General features: G+C 39.5%; 12 protein-coding genes. 6 read left to right on the top strand and 6 right to left on the bottom strand.

Annotated elements, in window-relative coordinates; genetic code table 11:
- Positions 1-2: 2 nt before the first annotated feature.
- On the bottom strand, positions 3-1250 hold the full coding sequence (locus tag SFC32_RS02330; RefSeq protein ID WP_411049435.1) for a hypothetical protein: 1248 nt from the start codon (positions 1248-1250) through the stop codon (positions 3-5).
- A 243-nt stretch (positions 1251-1493) separates the two neighbouring features.
- A complete protein-coding gene (locus SFC32_RS02325; RefSeq protein ID WP_074482359.1) occupies positions 1494-2786 on the bottom strand; it encodes an adenylosuccinate synthase in 1293 nt (430 codons plus the stop codon).
- A 411-nt stretch (positions 2787-3197) separates the two neighbouring features.
- Here SFC32_RS02325 and gshAB point away from each other — a divergent pair, with 411 nt between their 5' ends.
- The 5 genes from gshAB (at position 3198) to dusB (ending at position 9620) form a co-directional block, all read left to right on the top strand.
- Positions 3198-5447: a bifunctional glutamate--cysteine ligase GshA/glutathione synthetase GshB gene (gshAB, locus tag SFC32_RS02320; RefSeq protein WP_411049436.1), complete on the top strand. Its 2250-nt coding sequence runs from the start codon at positions 3198-3200 to the stop codon at positions 5445-5447.
- 103 nt (positions 5448-5550) lie between these two features.
- Positions 5551-6369 carry a hypothetical protein gene (locus SFC32_RS02315; RefSeq protein WP_411049437.1) on the top strand — a complete coding sequence of 273 codons (819 nt, stop codon included), beginning with the start codon at positions 5551-5553 and terminating at the stop codon, positions 6367-6369.
- 26 nt (positions 6370-6395) lie between these two features.
- Complete coding sequence (locus SFC32_RS02310; RefSeq protein ID WP_074869506.1) at positions 6396-7667, top strand: toxic anion resistance protein; 1272 nt, start codon at positions 6396-6398, stop codon at positions 7665-7667.
- Between the two features lie 116 nt (positions 7668-7783).
- A complete protein-coding gene (hslO, locus tag SFC32_RS02305) occupies positions 7784-8650 on the top strand; it encodes an Hsp33 family molecular chaperone HslO (protein WP_006531039.1) in 867 nt (288 codons plus the stop codon).
- On the top strand, positions 8643-9620 hold the full coding sequence (gene dusB / locus SFC32_RS02300; protein WP_411049438.1) for a tRNA dihydrouridine synthase DusB: 978 nt from the start codon (positions 8643-8645) through the stop codon (positions 9618-9620). Before hslO ends, dusB begins: the two co-directional genes overlap by 8 nt.
- Positions 9621-9703: 83 nt before the next feature.
- Here dusB and SFC32_RS02295 read toward each other — a convergent pair whose 3' ends face one another.
- Together SFC32_RS02295 and SFC32_RS02290 are read right to left on the bottom strand one after the other, a co-directional pair.
- The gene (locus SFC32_RS02295) at positions 9704-12145 is read right to left on the bottom strand and encodes an ATP-dependent Clp protease ATP-binding subunit (protein ID WP_411049439.1); all 2442 of its coding nucleotides are present in this window, start codon (positions 12143-12145) and stop codon (positions 9704-9706) included.
- Complete coding sequence (locus SFC32_RS02290; protein WP_039696152.1) at positions 12142-12603, bottom strand: CtsR family transcriptional regulator; 462 nt, start codon at positions 12601-12603, stop codon at positions 12142-12144. Before SFC32_RS02290 ends, SFC32_RS02295 begins: the two co-directional genes overlap by 4 nt.
- 257 nt (positions 12604-12860) lie before the next feature.
- On the opposite strand from SFC32_RS02290, the gene SFC32_RS02285 reads away from it, so the two are divergent.
- A complete protein-coding gene (locus SFC32_RS02285) occupies positions 12861-13325 on the top strand; it encodes a COG2426 family protein (RefSeq protein WP_074560991.1) in 465 nt (154 codons plus the stop codon).
- Positions 13326-13424: 99 nt separating this feature from the next.
- Here the strand turns inward: SFC32_RS02285 and tsf are convergent, their stop codons facing one another.
- On the bottom strand, positions 13425-14462 hold the full coding sequence (tsf, locus tag SFC32_RS02280) for a translation elongation factor Ts (protein ID WP_074869514.1): 1038 nt from the start codon (positions 14460-14462) through the stop codon (positions 13425-13427).
- A 108-nt stretch (positions 14463-14570) separates the two neighbouring features.
- A complete protein-coding gene (rpsB, locus tag SFC32_RS02275; protein WP_021143273.1) occupies positions 14571-15338 on the bottom strand; it encodes a 30S ribosomal protein S2 in 768 nt (255 codons plus the stop codon).
- Positions 15339-15626 lie beyond the last annotated feature (288 nt).

Here is a 15626-nt window from a genome sequence, read left to right as displayed (position 1 = left end):
GATTAATCATCATTTTCCGAGTCGAACACTTGCTCAACGTGTTCATGAATATCTTCTTTAATCTCATCTGTTTCAACCACAGATTCTTCACCTAGTTGTTGATATTCTACTTTATCTTTCTTGGTAAATTTCTTGTCATCATCGTATTTTTTAGAAATCAAAGAAATCATGCGGCGACGCAAATGTTTTTCGTCCTGCACATTACTTTTTTCACGAATCCAAGCTTGAAGCAAAACAACCAACATAATCAAGCCAATGTAACCAAGCACAGGATACATGATAGAAACCAGTTGTTTAAAACCAAGGAAGGACAAGGCATAACCAGTCACGACAAAGATAATCATATAACGTTTAAACTGACCCTCACCTTTATTTTCAGAAAAGCGTTTAGCTAGAGCATAATAAAGACTAAAGGCTGTGTTGAAAATAAGCCCAAATACGACAAGAGAATAAGCAAAAGCAAACCAAGGGTGGATTTCATTGGCAAGTACCAACATTGGAATATCTGCTGAAGCAATTTTTCCAACATTGACAAACAAGACAAGTGAGGTAATCGCAATAATCAGACCGACAATCGCACCACCAAGTGTTCCCCCTTTTTCAGCAACGCCAATACGAATAATTGAACCACCAAGGACAAAAGCCATTGATACCCCAGTCATCACACAAATGGCGAAGTAATTAAGAACAGACACCCAAATATTTGGCATATTTGTCGGTAGAGTCTTAGCTACTGTATTTAACTGTTCAAAGTCAAAAGAATGTCCAATCAGACTATGACCAGCAATAATCAATACCATGATAATAACAATCGGCGTAAAAATCCCAATAATCTGAGTAATTTTCTCAAAATCAAGGAAACTTACAAAAATCACAAGGAGAACACAGATTAAAGCTCCTAACCAAGTGGGCAATCCAAATTGTTGATTAAGGTTGGAACCAGCTCCAGCAATCATAACAAAGCCGATGACATAACAAGAAACAATCAAAGCAATGTCTAATACACGATTGGTAAAAGGATGGGCAATCTTTGAAAGTACCTCTGAATGGTCATTCGAACGATAGTAACTTCCTAATGTCACGATAATACGTCCAAAGATAGCATTCAAAATCCCTAAAACAATAACGCCAATCATTCCCCAGATACCAAATCCGACAAAATATTGCATCAAATCCTGTCCCGAAGAAAGTCCAGCACCAACAATAATACCAACATAAGCTAGTGCAATTGATAAAATTCGTTTAACCATTTTTCCTCCTTTTTAAATCAGGCAACATTAATAGGTTAACAAAAACAGATTAAGACAAAATGACGATTGTAATCTCAGTATGACATTTGTTAAATTTCTGTGAAAATTTTCACGTTATTTACAACTCTTTTTCAAGCAAATGCCATTTAAAAAACAAGGGTATTTCTTACCTTCATTTTAGCACAAAACCCCGCCAGAAAGCTTCTGGCAGGGTTTGCTTTTATAAAGATTTTTTCAACTTAATTAAATATTTGCCCAAACTGATTCAAGGATGTTAGTTTGATCGCGATCTGGTCCAACTGAGAATGTTGAAATACGAACACCAACGAGTTCACCAACACGGCGAACGTAGTTACGAGCATTTTCTGGAAGTTCATCAAGGCTACGGCAACCTGTGATGTCTTCTGACCAACCTGGCAATTCTTCGTAGATTGGTTTACAACGTTTCAATTGTTCAAGGCTTGCTGGGTAGTGGTCGATACGTTGACCGTCAAGGTCGTATGCCACACAGATTTTAACAGTATCAAGTCCTGAAAGAACGTCGATTGAGTTAAGTGACAAGTTTGTGATACCAGATACACGACGGCTGTGACGCATAACAACTGAGTCAAACCAACCAACACGACGTGGACGTCCAGTTGTTGTACCATATTCGTGACCAACTTCACGGATACGATCTCCAACTTCATCTAGAAGTTCAGTTGGGAATGGTCCATCACCAACACGGCTTGTGTAAGCTTTACATACACCGACAACTTTATTGATCTTGCTTGGACCAACACCTGAACCGATTGTTACCCCACCAGCAACTGGGTTTGAAGAAGTAACAAATGGGTAAGTTCCTTGGTCGATATCAAGCATGACACCTTGTGCACCTTCGAAAAGAACACGTTTACCAGCGTCAAGAGCGTCGTTCAAGATAACTGATGTATCTGTAACGTAATCTTTGATTTGTTGACCATATTCATAATATTCTTCAAAGATATCTTCAAATTTGATTGGTTCGCATTCGTACATTTTTTCGAAAAGACGATTCTTTTCTTCCAAGTTCACGCGCAAACGTTCTGCAAAGATGTCTTTGTCCAAAAGGTCAGCAATTCGGATACCAACACGCGCTGCTTTATCCATGTAAGCAGGGCCGATACCTTTGTTTGTTGTCCCAATTTTGTTATCACCTTTAGAAGATTCTTGCAAACGGTCAAGTTTGATGTGATATGGCAAAATAACGTGTGCACGGTCTGAAATACGAAGACTGTCTGTCTTAATACCTTCATCGTGCAAGTATTTCAATTCAGTTACCAATGATTTTGGATTAACAACTACACCATTTCCGATAACTGAGATTTTCTCTGGGAAGAAAATACCTGATGGAATCAAATGCAATTTGAATTTTTTACCGTCGATAACGATAGTGTGTCCTGCATTATCTCCACCTTGATAACGTGCAATCACTTCTGCATCTTGTGACAAGAAGTCAGTGATTTTACCTTTACCTTCATCACCCCATTGGGTACCAACAACTACTACTGATGTCATATTCTGTTCGATATTGATACGAAATCACCTAGCGAGCAAATAAAAACGATACTAACTTATCCAGCCTGTCGTCTCCATCTCCAAGCTAAAATTCGTATCTTCGTCCTTTCTCTACAACTTGGCAGGAATCTCACCTGCGAGTTTGTCTTACAATTTATTATATGACTTTTCTGCTTTTTTTTCAATATTTCACGGTAAAATATTATTTTTTCCGAACTTTTTTTGAAAAAGGGGCTAAATATGACAGTTTTTCTAACATAGTCTCAATTTTCTAAAAATTCTTAATTTTTTTGTACAAAAGTATAGCAATTCTTTGCATTTTCATAAACTTTTCCATAGAATAGGTATACATTACATACAATGGTAGAATTTGCCATAATAATAATTGAAAATCAACGGAGATACATAGATATGAACATCAATAGTTTATTACAAGATTCGTCTAAACATTTACCAATCTTGCAAGCAACTTTTGGTTTAGAAAGAGAAAGCTTGCGGATTAATCAACAAGGCAAAATTGCTCAAACAAGCCACCCAACCTGTCTTGGAAGTCGTTCTTTTCACCCTTATATTCAGACAGATTATAGTGAAGCTCAGCTGGAACTCATTACTCCTATCGGGCAGTCAACCAAAGATGCCCTACGTTTTTTAGGAGCCATTACAGACGTTGCAGGGCGCTCGATTGATAAGGATGAATACCTCTGGCCTTTATCAATGCCACCTCAAGTCAGTGAAGATGAGATTCACATTGCTCAATTAGAAGATGATTGGGAGCGTCATTATCGTAAACATCTAGCTAAGGTTTATGGCAAAAAATTACAATCTATGTCTGGCATTCATTACAATATGGAGCTGGGAAAAGATTTGGTCGCTGCGCTTTTCCAACAAAGCGGCTATGATTCGCTCATCACCTTTAAAAACGACCTTTATCTAAAATTAGCTCAAAATTTCTTGCGTTATCGTTGGCTTCTAACCTATCTTTACGGAGCTTCGCCAATCGCTGAACAAAGATTTTTAAGTCACAAATTAGCTCAACCTGTTCGGTCTATTCGAAATAGTCAGTTTGGTTATGTGAACCACAAAAATATTCAAGTTTCTTATCAAAGTCTTGAAAAATATATTACTGATATCGAGCATTACGTAACTTCTGGTCAGCTTATTGCTGAAAAGGAATTTTATTCTGCTATTCGTCTACGTGGTAGCAAACACATCCGTGATTATTTAACACAAGGCATCACTTACCTTGAAGTACGCTGCTTTGACCTTAATCCTTTTGATCATCGTGGAATCACCCAAGAAACACTTGATACTGTTCATCTTTTCGTTCTTGCTCTTCTCTGGCTTGATAGTAGCTCTGCTATTGACCAAGATATCGCTAAGGCTACTGAGCTTAATAATGTCATTGCTCTTAGCCACCCGCTTGAAAAATTACCACAAGAAGCACCTATTTCAGAAATCTTATCAGCTATGCAAGGCGTGATTGAACATTTTGACTTGCCATCTTATTACCAAGAATTGTTAAATCATGTCAAAGAACAAATCAAGAATCCTGAATTAACTATTGGAGGACGTTTACTAGAAAAAATTGATAATCTTTCATTAGAAACATTTGGTCAAAAACAAGGACAAGCTTTCCACGAGTATGCCCTTAAAGCTCCCTATGCTCTTAAAGGGTATGAATCAATGGAACTCTCTACTCAAATGTTAATGTTTGACGCTATCCAAAAAGGCCTTCATTTAGAAATTCTCGATGAAAATGACCAATTCATCAAACTCTGGCACGGTGACCACATCGAATACGTCAAAAATGCCAATATGACCGCAAAAGACAGCTACATCACACCGCTTATTATGGAAAATAAAGTAGTGACTAAAAAGCTGCTTGCTAGAGCTGGTTTCCCAGTTCCTGCGGGACAAGAATTCAGCGACAAAGATAGTGCGCTCCGCTATTTCACCCAAATCAAAGACCAAGCCATCGTCGTCAAACCAAAATCGACAAACTTCGGTCTTGGCATTTCTATTTTCAAAGAACCTGCAGACTTAACTGCCTACCAAAAAGCCTTAGATATCGCGTTTTCTGAAGATGATACTGTCTTGGTTGAGAATTTTATTGCGGGGACTGAATACCGCTTCTTCGTTCTAGACGGTAAGTGTGAGGCGATTGTCCTGCGCGTGGCCGCAAATGTTGTCGGTGATGGCAAGCATACCATTGCTGAGCTGGTTGAGCTCAAAAATCAAAATCCTCTTCGAGGACGTGACCACCGCTCACCACTTGAAATCATTAATCTCGGTGATGTCGAACGCCTAATGTTGCAACAACAAGGATACACACCTGATGACATTCTTGCTAAAGGCGTGAAAGTCGATTTGCGTCGCAATTCAAATATCTCTACAGGCGGTGACTCCATCGACGTGACTGATATCATGCCATCAGATTATAAAGAATTAGCTGCCCAAATGGCTAGCGCTGTTGGAGCTTGGGTCTGCGGGGTTGATTTGATTATCCCAGATAAGACCTTACCAGCCAGCAAAGAAAATCCCAACTGCGCTTGTATCGAACTAAACTTTAACCCAGCCATTTACCTACATACCTACTGCCACGAAGGACCAGGACAAGCCCTCACACCTAAAATTCTAGCCAAACTTTTCCCAGAACTTTAAGCTCAAAAATAATCTTCGTCAAAGTACAGTCATTGCTTGTCATTATTCCCCTTTTTGCGATAAAATAAATACAATCTTAGATAGAAATGGATTGAATGAGTTTATGTCAAGACCTAGAAATAGTGCTGGAGGATTAATCACTATTATTATTGGCGTTATCCTTCTTATCGCTTTACTCGAAAGCTTACTTGAAATTATTATCCCAATTGCCCTTATCGGTGGTATTGGATTTGGCGTTTATTATTTGGCGACCAAGCAATCACGCTTAGAAAAAGTAAATACCAAACAACGTCTTCAAGATTTAAAAGATAATATTCGCGTCGCTGATCGTCAGTCAAAACTTCTAGACAATTACCTCGATGAAAAAAACTACACACAATATGTCGTTGTGGCGCGCCAGCTATTGCCACAAATTCGTCATATTAAAAGTGAAGTTACTAACCTTAAGGCTAAAATGGACCTCAAAATCTATAAACGTGTCCTTAAAAAAGCCGAATCAGTCGAAAATGATATTCTCTTGCAACTGGATAAATTGGATATCTCTCCAACGACAGCAAATGCTTCTAAGGAAGAAACAGATTTGCTAAAACTTGCTCCAGAGTTGGCTCATCTTTATAACAACATTCAGCAAGATCACCTTACCATTTTGAAAAAAATTGAAAAAGCTGATAACCGTGAAGAGCTTACTGCTCTGCATGAAGCTGATATGGAACGATTCCATGATATTTTAGATGGCTACCTCAAAATCAAAAGAGCTCCTAAGAATTACTACAATGCTGAGGAGCGCCTAGCAAAAGCAAAAGCTGCTATGGAAAAATTTGATTTGGCACTTGATGATACCCTTAGAAAACTTAACGAAAGCGACTTGAAAGACTTTGACATTAGCCTACGCATGATGGCTGATGACGATACTAATTTGTAATTTAGCTCTGACAAAGGAGATTATTTATGGCTGATACATTTAATTTTGACATTGATAAAATCGCTGATAATGCTATTACAAAAACTGACAAAACAACAGAAATTATCGTAGCAACTGACACCGCCTCAACTGGACAAGTCTCTTTTTACGATAAGTTGACTCCTGAACAACAAACTGCTATTACCGCTAAAGCGCCAGCTTTGGTTGATAATTTTGTTGCTGACCAGAATGCACTGCTTGATTTTGGAACATCTGCTGTTGAAGAAGTTAACACAACAGTTAATCGCATTTTGGCAGAACAAAAGAAACTGGAAATTCCGCAAGTTGACGACCTGCTCAAAAATGCTAACCGTGAATTGAATGGCTTCATTGCTAAATATAAAGATGCTACACCTGCTGAGCTTGAAAAGAAACCGAATTTCTTCCAAAAACTTTTCAAACAAAGTAAAAATAGCTTGCAAGAATTCTACTTTGATTCACAAAATATTGAACAAAAAATGGATGGCATGGCTGCCGCTGTTGTTAAACAAGAAGAAACCTTAGCACGCAACATCGTCTCTGCTGAGATGCTGATTGAAGATAATAACAAATCGATTGAAAACCTTGTCGGTGTGATTGCTTTTATCGAAGCTTCTCAAACAGAAAGTGCTAACCGCGCACAAGCCCTTCAAAATGAACTGGCAACACTAGATAGTGCAACACCAGAATATCAAACAAAATCTGACGAACTAGCTCGCATGACTGAAGTTATCAACACACTGGAACAACAGCACACTGAATACCTCAGTCGCCTTTACGTGGCTTGGACAACAACGCCGCAAATGCGTAACATGGTCAAAGTGTCATCAGACATGCGCCAAAAACTTGGTATGCTTCGTCGCAACACCATTCCGACAATGAAATTGTCAATTGCCCAGCTCGGCATTTTGCAACAATCAGTTAAATCTGGTGTGACTGCTGATGCCATTGTCAATGCTAATAATGCTGCGCTTCAAATGCTGGCTGAGACTAGCAAGGAAGCTATTCCCATGCTAGAACGCACTGCTCAAAGCCCAACGGTTTCTATCCAGTCTGTCACAGCTCTTGCTGAAAGCCTCGTTGAACAAAATAACGGCATTATCGCCGCTATCGACAACGGTCGTAAACAACGTGCCCAACTCGAAGCAGCTGTCGTCAAATCAGCAGAAACCATCAACGACTCTGTCAAAATCCGTGACCAAAAAATCGTCGAAGCCCTTCTTAACGAAGGCAAAGAAAGTCAAGAAGAAGTCGAAAGAACAGACATTACAGAAGAATAATAATAGTAAAAGGCGAGAATCCTCGCCTTTTTTATCTTCTTACTTTTCACGAGATGATTACGCTTTACAGCTCACAATACTAGCCCATCAAATTTGCTTTGTGTTATAATATTCTTATGGATAAACTTATAAAATCAATTTCAAAATCTGGTTCTTTCCGTGCTTACGTGCTTGATAGCACTGAGACTGTCAGAACTGCTCAAGAAAAACATCAAACACTTTCTAGCTCTACAGTTGCTCTAGGTAGAACGCTTATTGCCAATCAAATCCTAGCTGCCAATCAGAAAGGAGACAGCAAAGTAACCGTCAAAGTCATTGGTGATAGCTCACTAGGTCACATCATCTCTGTGGCTGATACTAAAGGACATGTTAAAGGCTACATTCAAAACACTGGCGTTGATGTTAAGAAAACTGCTACTGGCGAAGTCATGGTCGGTCCATTCATGGGTAATGGTCAATTCGTTGTCATTACAGACTATGGTACAGGTAATCCTTACACATCTTCAACACCACTTGTCTCAGGTGAAATCGGTGAAGATTTGGCCTTTTATTTGACTGAATCTGAACAAACACCTTCTGCCGTTGGACTTAATGTCCTTCTTGACGACGAAGACAAAGTCGAAGTTGCTGGTGGCTTTATGTTGCAAGTCCTTCCAGGTGCATCTGAAGAAGAAATCAACCGCTACGAAAAACGTATCCAAGAAATGCCTGCCATTTCAAAACTCTTGGAATCTGACGACCACATTGAAGCTCTTCTAAAAGCTATCTATGGCGAAGACGAATACAAAGTCCTTGCTGAAGATGAAATTGGCTTTAACTGTGACTGCTCACGTGAACGTTTTGAAGCTGCTCTTGTCACTCTTGGCAAAGACGAGCTTAAAGCTATGAAAGACGAAGACCACGGTGCTGAAATCACTTGCCAATTCTGTGGTAAAACTTACAACTTCACTGAAGATGACTTGGAGGAATTAATCAATGACTAAACTCAGCTCATCATTTATGATTGGTGATGTTGAAATTCCTCACCGTACGGTTCTAGCACCCATGGCAGGGGTGACAAACTCTGCTTTTCGTACTATTGCCAAAGAATTCGGAGCTGGCTTAGTCGTAATGGAGATGATTTCCGAAAAAGGTCTCCTTTACAATAACGAAAAAACCCTTCACATGCTTCACATTGATGAAACTGAACATCCAATGTCTATCCAATTATTTGGTGGAGACGCGGATGGTTTGAAACGTGCAGCTGAGTATATTCAAGAAAATACAAAAGCTGACATCGTTGACATCAATATGGGCTGTCCTGTCAATAAAGTTGTCAAAAATGAAGCAGGAGCAAAATGGCTTAAAGACCCTGATAAGATTTATCATATCATCGATGAAGTCACTTCTGTTCTTGATATTCCACTAACTGTTAAGATGCGTACAGGCTGGTCAGACAGCGAACTTGCTGTTGAAAACGCATTGGCTGCTGAATCAGCTGGTGTGTCTGCCCTTGCTATGCACGGACGTACTCGTGAACAAATGTACACTGGTAAATGTGACCATAAAACACTTGCTCGCGTCTCAAAAGCCATCACTAAAATTCCATTTATCGGAAATGGTGACGTGCGCAGCGTTCACGATGCTAAGTACATGATTGAAGAAATCGGTGTTGATGCTGTTATGGTTGGACGCGCAGCCATGAACAACCCATACATCTTCACTCAAATCAATCATTATTTTGAAACTGGTGAAGAGTTACCAGATCTTCCATTTGCCAAAAAATTGGACATCGCAGAAGATCACCTCAAACGTCTCATTGACCTCAAAGGTGAAAAAATCGCTGTCCGTGAATTCCGTGGTCTAGCTCCACATTACCTACGTGGTACTGCTGGCGCTGCCAAAATCCGTGGAGCCGTCTCACGCGCAGAAACAATCGACGAAGTCAAAGAAATCTTTAACAGCTTACGATGAGAAAAAAATCCCTGATAACAAAAGTTATCGGGGAATTATTATAACTAAAACCCTACTCAGATAAACTGAGCAGGGTTATTTTATTAAGCAATATCAAATTTGAGTTGTCCTTTAGAAACACCAATTTTAAGGGTATTTCCACTTGCTAGGTCGCCTGCTAGGATAAGCTCTGATAATTTATCTTCAACTTTATCTTGGAGAGTACGACGAAGTGGACGAGCTCCCATTTCTGGGTCATATCCAGCTTCAGCAAGGTATTTAAGCGCTGATGGTTGGAATTTAAGCGTAATATCTTTTTCAGCTAAGGTTGCAATCAATGGTTTAACCATAATTTTAACAACATCACGCATATTTTCTTGTGTTAAGTGATGGAAGACAACTTTTTCATCAATACGGTTGATGAATTCTGGACGGTAAGTTTTCTTAAGCTCTTCCATGATGCGTTTTTGCATAGCATCATAATCATGAGCCATGTCACGCGCCCCAAATCCAACTGTCTTATCATCACGAAGGGCAGTTGCACCAAGGTTTGACGTCATGATAATAATAGTATTTGAAAAGTCAACTTTACGACCACGACTATCTGTCAATACGCCATCATCCAAAACTTGAAGTAAGACATTGAAAATATCTGGGTGAGCTTTTTCAACCTCATCGAAAAGAAGCACTGAATAAGGTTTGTTGCGAACTTTTTCAGTTAACTCGCCGCCTTCTTCATAACCAACATATCCTGGAGGCGCTCCGTTCAAACGACTCGCCGCAAATTTTTCCATGTATTCAGACATGTCAAAGCGGATAAGCGCTGATTCATCATCAAAAAGTAGCTCTGCTAAAGCTTTAGCCAATTCTGTCTTACCAACACCTGTTGGTCCTAAGAACATGAATGAACCAATTGGACGTTTTCCTGTGCGGATACCAGCTTGATTTCGACGAATAGCACGGCTAATGGCAGAAATCGCAGCATCTTGACCAATAACACGTTTGTGCAATTCTTTTTCAAGCGTCAAATATTTCTTGCTGTCGGCTTGTGTCATTTTTTCAACTGGAATACCTGACAAACGGCTAAGAGTTGCCATGATGTCATCTTCTGTCACAGCTGTTGGCTTACGTGTCACAGCTTTACGTGAAGCTTTCAGCAATTTCGTAGCTTTTTTGAAATCACCTTCTAAGATAGCTTGGTCAGCTGGAGTTAAGTCAGAAGGAGTTTCTTTTTTCACCAAACCTTGAACGGTTGCACTAGCTTCATCAAGCAAATCAATAGCTGAATCTGGTAGATTTTTACTTGTCAAATAACGGTGTGCAGCTTTAACAGCCGTCAACACAGCTTGATCAGAAATCGTCACATTATGGAAAGTTTCGTAAGATTTCTTAAGCCCAAGTAAAATTTGATAAGCATCTTCAACACTTGGTTCTTCGATGGTGATTTTAGCAAAACGACGAGAAAGCGCAGCATCTTTTTCAATATGCTTTTGATATTCTTCTTGAGTTGTCGCACCAACCATGTGAAGCGTACCACGTGCAAGAGCAGGTTTTAAGATATTAGCAGCATCTAAAGTACTATCAATTCCAGAACCAGATCCCATAATAGTGTGCACTTCATCGATGAATAAAATGATGTGACCATCTTCTTCAATATCAGAGATGATTTGATTCATGCGTTCTTCGAAGTCACCGCGGAAACGCGTACCAGCCACAACACTCATCATATCAAGTTCTAGAACACGCATGTCTTGAAGTTCGTATGGAATCTCACCATTAACAATACGCTGTGCTAAACCGTAAGCAAGGGCAGTTTTTCCGACCCCAGCTTCACCGACCAAGACAGGATTATTCTTTGTCTTACGGCTAAGGACTTGCACCATACGAGAAATTTCTTTTTCACGACCAATAACTGGTTCCAATTTCCCTTGACGTGCCATTTCAGTCAAATCACGCGTGAAATCTGATAATTCTCCCGCTGTTGACTGAGGCTTCATCATTTCTGAGAAAGCACCGCCCATTGTGGCTTTTTTCGGTTTACGAAGATCGTGGATAGCTTTGATTTTTTCTTTAGTAAATCCAGCATTGCGTGACAATGATTTACGCAAATCAAGCAAGCGTGCTGAATCACCATCTTCTTTATTTTTAAATCCAGCAACTTCCAAAAGACGTGTCGCAAACAAATCGAGATTCAACAACATAGCATAAAGGACATGCTCTGTTCCGACTTCAGTGCTGCCAGTCACTTTGCAAATTGACTCAGCAAAAGCTAAGACGTCTTTTAAGGCTTTAGATTGTTCTAAGAACTGCACATTTTTAACATCTGCCAAAGGTGATTTCCCGAGTGCCAAAACAGCTGCCGCTTCGTACTCTTCGTAAGCAATCTTATTTTGGTATTCAGCAAATGTTAACCCTGCCACTGAATCATGAACAGCTACCATGGCTAAAAGCACATGCCAACTTTCTAAATATGGGCTTTCAAATCGCGCCGCTTGGTACTGGGCGATACTGAAAACCTCCTGCATTTTCATTGAATATTCACTCATAAATGGAATCCTTTTCTATCTAATCTTTGTAAGATTTTTCGCAACATACGTGCACGAATTTCAGGAGCATCTTTTCCCAAAACCTCATCAGTAGCTGTTGCTAAAATCAGATTTCCTTCACGTTCACTAATAATTTTTTCGTCAAAAAGTAATTGAATCAAATCTGTAAAGACTTGCTCGCTGATACGTTCACCGATATTTGCCATAAGGTTGTCAAACATTTGGTGTTGGTCTGAAAATCGCACTCTAGCAATGCGAATATAGCCACCGCCACCACGCTTACTTTCGACTGTATAGCCACGACTTTCTGTAAAACGTGTTTTGATCACGTAGTTAATTTGGCTAGGAACAACTTGAAAGGCATCTGCCAAGTTTGACCGCTTAATCTCAGCAATACCTGATTGGGCAAGTAATTGCTTGATGTATTCTTCAATACTATCAGATGTATTTTTTGCCATTAGCTTCCTCCTTTTCAAGATTAAAGACCATTTCAAGATGGACTCTCTTTGACTATAACTGACTAATATTATAACAAAAATATCACTTTTTATAAACGAAAATACACCAAATGACCTACCCTCGTAAGCTTTTCTCACCATTTAAAATAAATAGCGCTTATTAAGCAATAGTATTTTACTATTAGAACAGATTTTAGTTGAGTTTGTTTCCTAGATAAGATACAATTAACCTTGTAACAAATGAAAGGTTTCAAGTAATGAACTATATTATTACATTTTTAATCGGCATGGTACCACTTATTGAGCTTCGTGGTGCTGTTCCTTATGCTATCGCAACTGGTATTCCAATGTGGCAAGCACTGATTATCGGGGTTGTTGCCAACATGCTTCCAGTTCCAATTATCTTCTTCTTTGCTCGCCGCGTTTTAGAGTGGGGAGCTGATAAACCTGTTATCGGCGGTTTCTTTACTTGGTGTTTGAAAAAAGGTCACAAAGGCGGTAAAAAACTTGCAGATACTGCTGGTGACAAAGGGATCTTCATCGCCCTTCTTCTCTTTGTAGGGATTCCAATTCCTGGAACAGGAGCTTGGACAGGAACACTTGCCGCTTCAATTCTTGACTGGGACTTCAAACGCAGTATTACAGCTGTTATGCTAGGGGTTATCCTTGCAGGCTTAATCATGGGAACACTAACTGTTCTTGGTTTAGGTGCTTTATCTTAATTTGAAAAACTAAGAGCTTGGAAATCCCAAGCTCTTTAATGTTACACACAAAAAAAGAAGACCACTAAGTGATCTTCTTTTTATATTAGCAAGCTATTCTTATTTGTTAAGAGCTGCTGCCATTGTAGCTGCAACTTCTGATTCAAAGTCGTTAGCTGCTTTTTCGATACCTTCACCAACTTCGAAACGAGCGAAAGTAACAACTTTTGCGTTTACTGAATCAAGGTATTGTTCAACAGTTTTGCTGTCGTCCATGATGTAAACTTGTGCAAGAAGTGTGTATTGTTGGTCAACTTTAGTGTTGTCAAGCATGAAGCGAGCCATTTTACCAGGGATGATTTTATCCCAGATTTTTTCTGGTTTACCTTCAGCTTTAAGTTCTGCTTTGATATCTTCTTCAGCTTGAGCGATGATTTCATCAGTCAATTGTGATTTAGAACCAAATTTCAAGTGTGGAAGAGCTGGTTTGTTAACCATTGCACGTGATTCGTTATCAAGATCGATAGCGTGGTTCATTTGAGCCAATTCATCGTGGATGAATTGTTCATCAAGTTCTTTGTATGAAAGAACTGTTGGTTTCATAGCTGCAACGTGCATTGAAACTTGTTTTGCAAGAGCTTCGTCGCCACCTTCAAGAACAGTGATAACACCGATACGTCCACCGTTGTGTTGGTAAGCACCGAAGTGTTGTTCGTCAGTTTTTTCGATAAGTGCAAAACGACGGAATGAGATTTTTTCACCGATAGTTGCAGTTGCGTTAACGTAAGCTGCTTCCAAAGTATCACCTGAAGCCAAAGTTACTTTAAGTGCTTCTTCGTTGTTAGCAGGTTTTTGTTCAGCGATAGCTTTAGCTGTTTCTTTAACCAATTCAACGAATTGTGCGTTTTGAGCAACGAAGTCAGTTTCAGCGTTAACTTCAACAACTGCTGCAACGTTACCGTCAACGTAAGTACCAGTCAAACCTTCAGCAGCAACGCGGTCAGCTTTTTTAGCTGCTTTAGCCATACCTTTTTCACGAAGCAATTCAATTGCTTTTTCCATGTCACCGTCAGTTTCAACAAGTGCTTTTTTAGCGTCCATGACACCAGCACCTGATTTTTCACGCAATTCTTTTACTTGAGCTGCAGTAATTGCCATTTTTATGTCCTCCAGGATTTTTTTGTTTACCAAATAATAAAAACGAGACAGAGCGGTTTGCTTTCTGCCCCGTTTTAAAGCATATCAAAGACTGTTAAGCCTCTAATCTTATTCGTTGTCGCCTTCTACAACTTCAACGATTTCTTCGATTGAATCAGCTTTTGCTTCTGCTGCAAAATCAGCGTCAGCATCTTCACCTTGGCGTCCTTCGATAACAGCGTCAGCCAATTTAGAAGTGATCAATTTAACGGCGCGGATAGCGTCATCGTTAGCTGGGATGATAACATCGATATCATCTGGATCAGCGTTAGTATCGACCATAGCTACTACAGGGATACCAAGTTTTTTAGCTTCTTTAACAGCGATTTGTTCTTTGTGTGGGTCAACAATGTACATTACGTCTGGAATACGAGGCATATCTTCGATACCGCCCAAGAATTTTTCAAGACGAGCACGTTGTTTGTTAAGAAGAGCAACTTCTTTCTTAGGAAGAACTTCAAAAGTTCCATCTTCTTCCATACGTTTGATTTCTTTCAAACGAGCGATACGTTTTTGGATAGTATCCCAGTTTGTAAGAGTTCCACCCAACCAACGGTGGTTGATGTAGTATTGACCTGCGCGTTCTGCTTCTTCTTTAACAGCGTCAGCAGCTTGTTTTTTAGTACCAACAAACAAGATTACAGCGTCGTTAGCAGCTGCATCACGAACGAATTCGTAAGCTGCGTCAGCCATTTTTACAGTTTGTTGAAGGTCGATAACGTGGATACCGTTACGTTCTGTGAAGATGTATTTAGCCATCTTAGGGTTCCAGCGACGAGTTTGGTGACCGAAGTGAACACCAGCTTCAAGAAGTTGTTTCATTGAAATTACTGCCATGAGTAGTTTCTCCTTTATAAAATGTTTTTTTCCTCTTCCAGACTTCATCTTGCAAATCCACTCATAATGAGCAACAGACTCACAATACATCCAGAATGAGTATTTGTTGCATAATACAACTATCATAGTTTACCATAAAAGCAAGCTATTGGCAAGCCATATGCGGCTTGAAAGAGTTTTTATTTTAGGCTTTTTGGAGCCTTTTGATAACTGAAAATAACCACTAAATTTTCACGGTTTTTTCCAAGATAAAAACAAAAAAAGCTCGATTAATCGAGCTTACTTGGC

Source organism: Streptococcus sp. TATVAM-FAB8 (assembly GCF_046592795.1).
Taxonomy (GTDB): domain Bacteria; phylum Bacillota; class Bacilli; order Lactobacillales; family Streptococcaceae; genus Streptococcus; species Streptococcus ruminicola.
Note: the sequence above shows the minus strand (reverse complement) of the source record. Positions and strands in the feature narration are given on the sequence as shown.

Bases quoted from the DNA above. Each gene is read 5' to 3' on its own strand.
- SFC32_RS02330 (WP_411049435.1), bottom strand. From the start codon at position 1,250: ATGGTTAAACGAATTTTATCAATTGCACTAGCTTATGTTGGTATTATT.
- SFC32_RS02325 (WP_074482359.1), bottom strand. From the start codon at position 2,786: ATGACATCAGTAGTAGTTGTTGGTACCCAATGGGGTGATGAAGGTAAA.
- gshAB (WP_411049436.1), top strand. From the start codon at position 3,198: ATGAACATCAATAGTTTATTACAAGATTCGTCTAAACATTTACCAATC.
- SFC32_RS02315 (WP_411049437.1), top strand. From the start codon at position 5,551: ATGTCAAGACCTAGAAATAGTGCTGGAGGATTAATCACTATTATTATT.
- SFC32_RS02310 (WP_074869506.1), top strand. From the start codon at position 6,396: ATGGCTGATACATTTAATTTTGACATTGATAAAATCGCTGATAATGCT.
- hslO (WP_006531039.1), top strand. From the start codon at position 7,784: ATGGATAAACTTATAAAATCAATTTCAAAATCTGGTTCTTTCCGTGCT.
- dusB (WP_411049438.1), top strand. From the start codon at position 8,643: ATGACTAAACTCAGCTCATCATTTATGATTGGTGATGTTGAAATTCCT.
- SFC32_RS02295 (WP_411049439.1), bottom strand. From the start codon at position 12,145: ATGAGTGAATATTCAATGAAAATGCAGGAGGTTTTCAGTATCGCCCAG.
- SFC32_RS02290 (WP_039696152.1), bottom strand. From the start codon at position 12,603: ATGGCAAAAAATACATCTGATAGTATTGAAGAATACATCAAGCAATTA.
- SFC32_RS02285 (WP_074560991.1), top strand. From the start codon at position 12,861: ATGAACTATATTATTACATTTTTAATCGGCATGGTACCACTTATTGAG.
- tsf (WP_074869514.1), bottom strand. From the start codon at position 14,462: ATGGCAATTACTGCAGCTCAAGTAAAAGAATTGCGTGAAAAATCAGGT.
- rpsB (WP_021143273.1), bottom strand. From the start codon at position 15,338: ATGGCAGTAATTTCAATGAAACAACTTCTTGAAGCTGGTGTTCACTTC.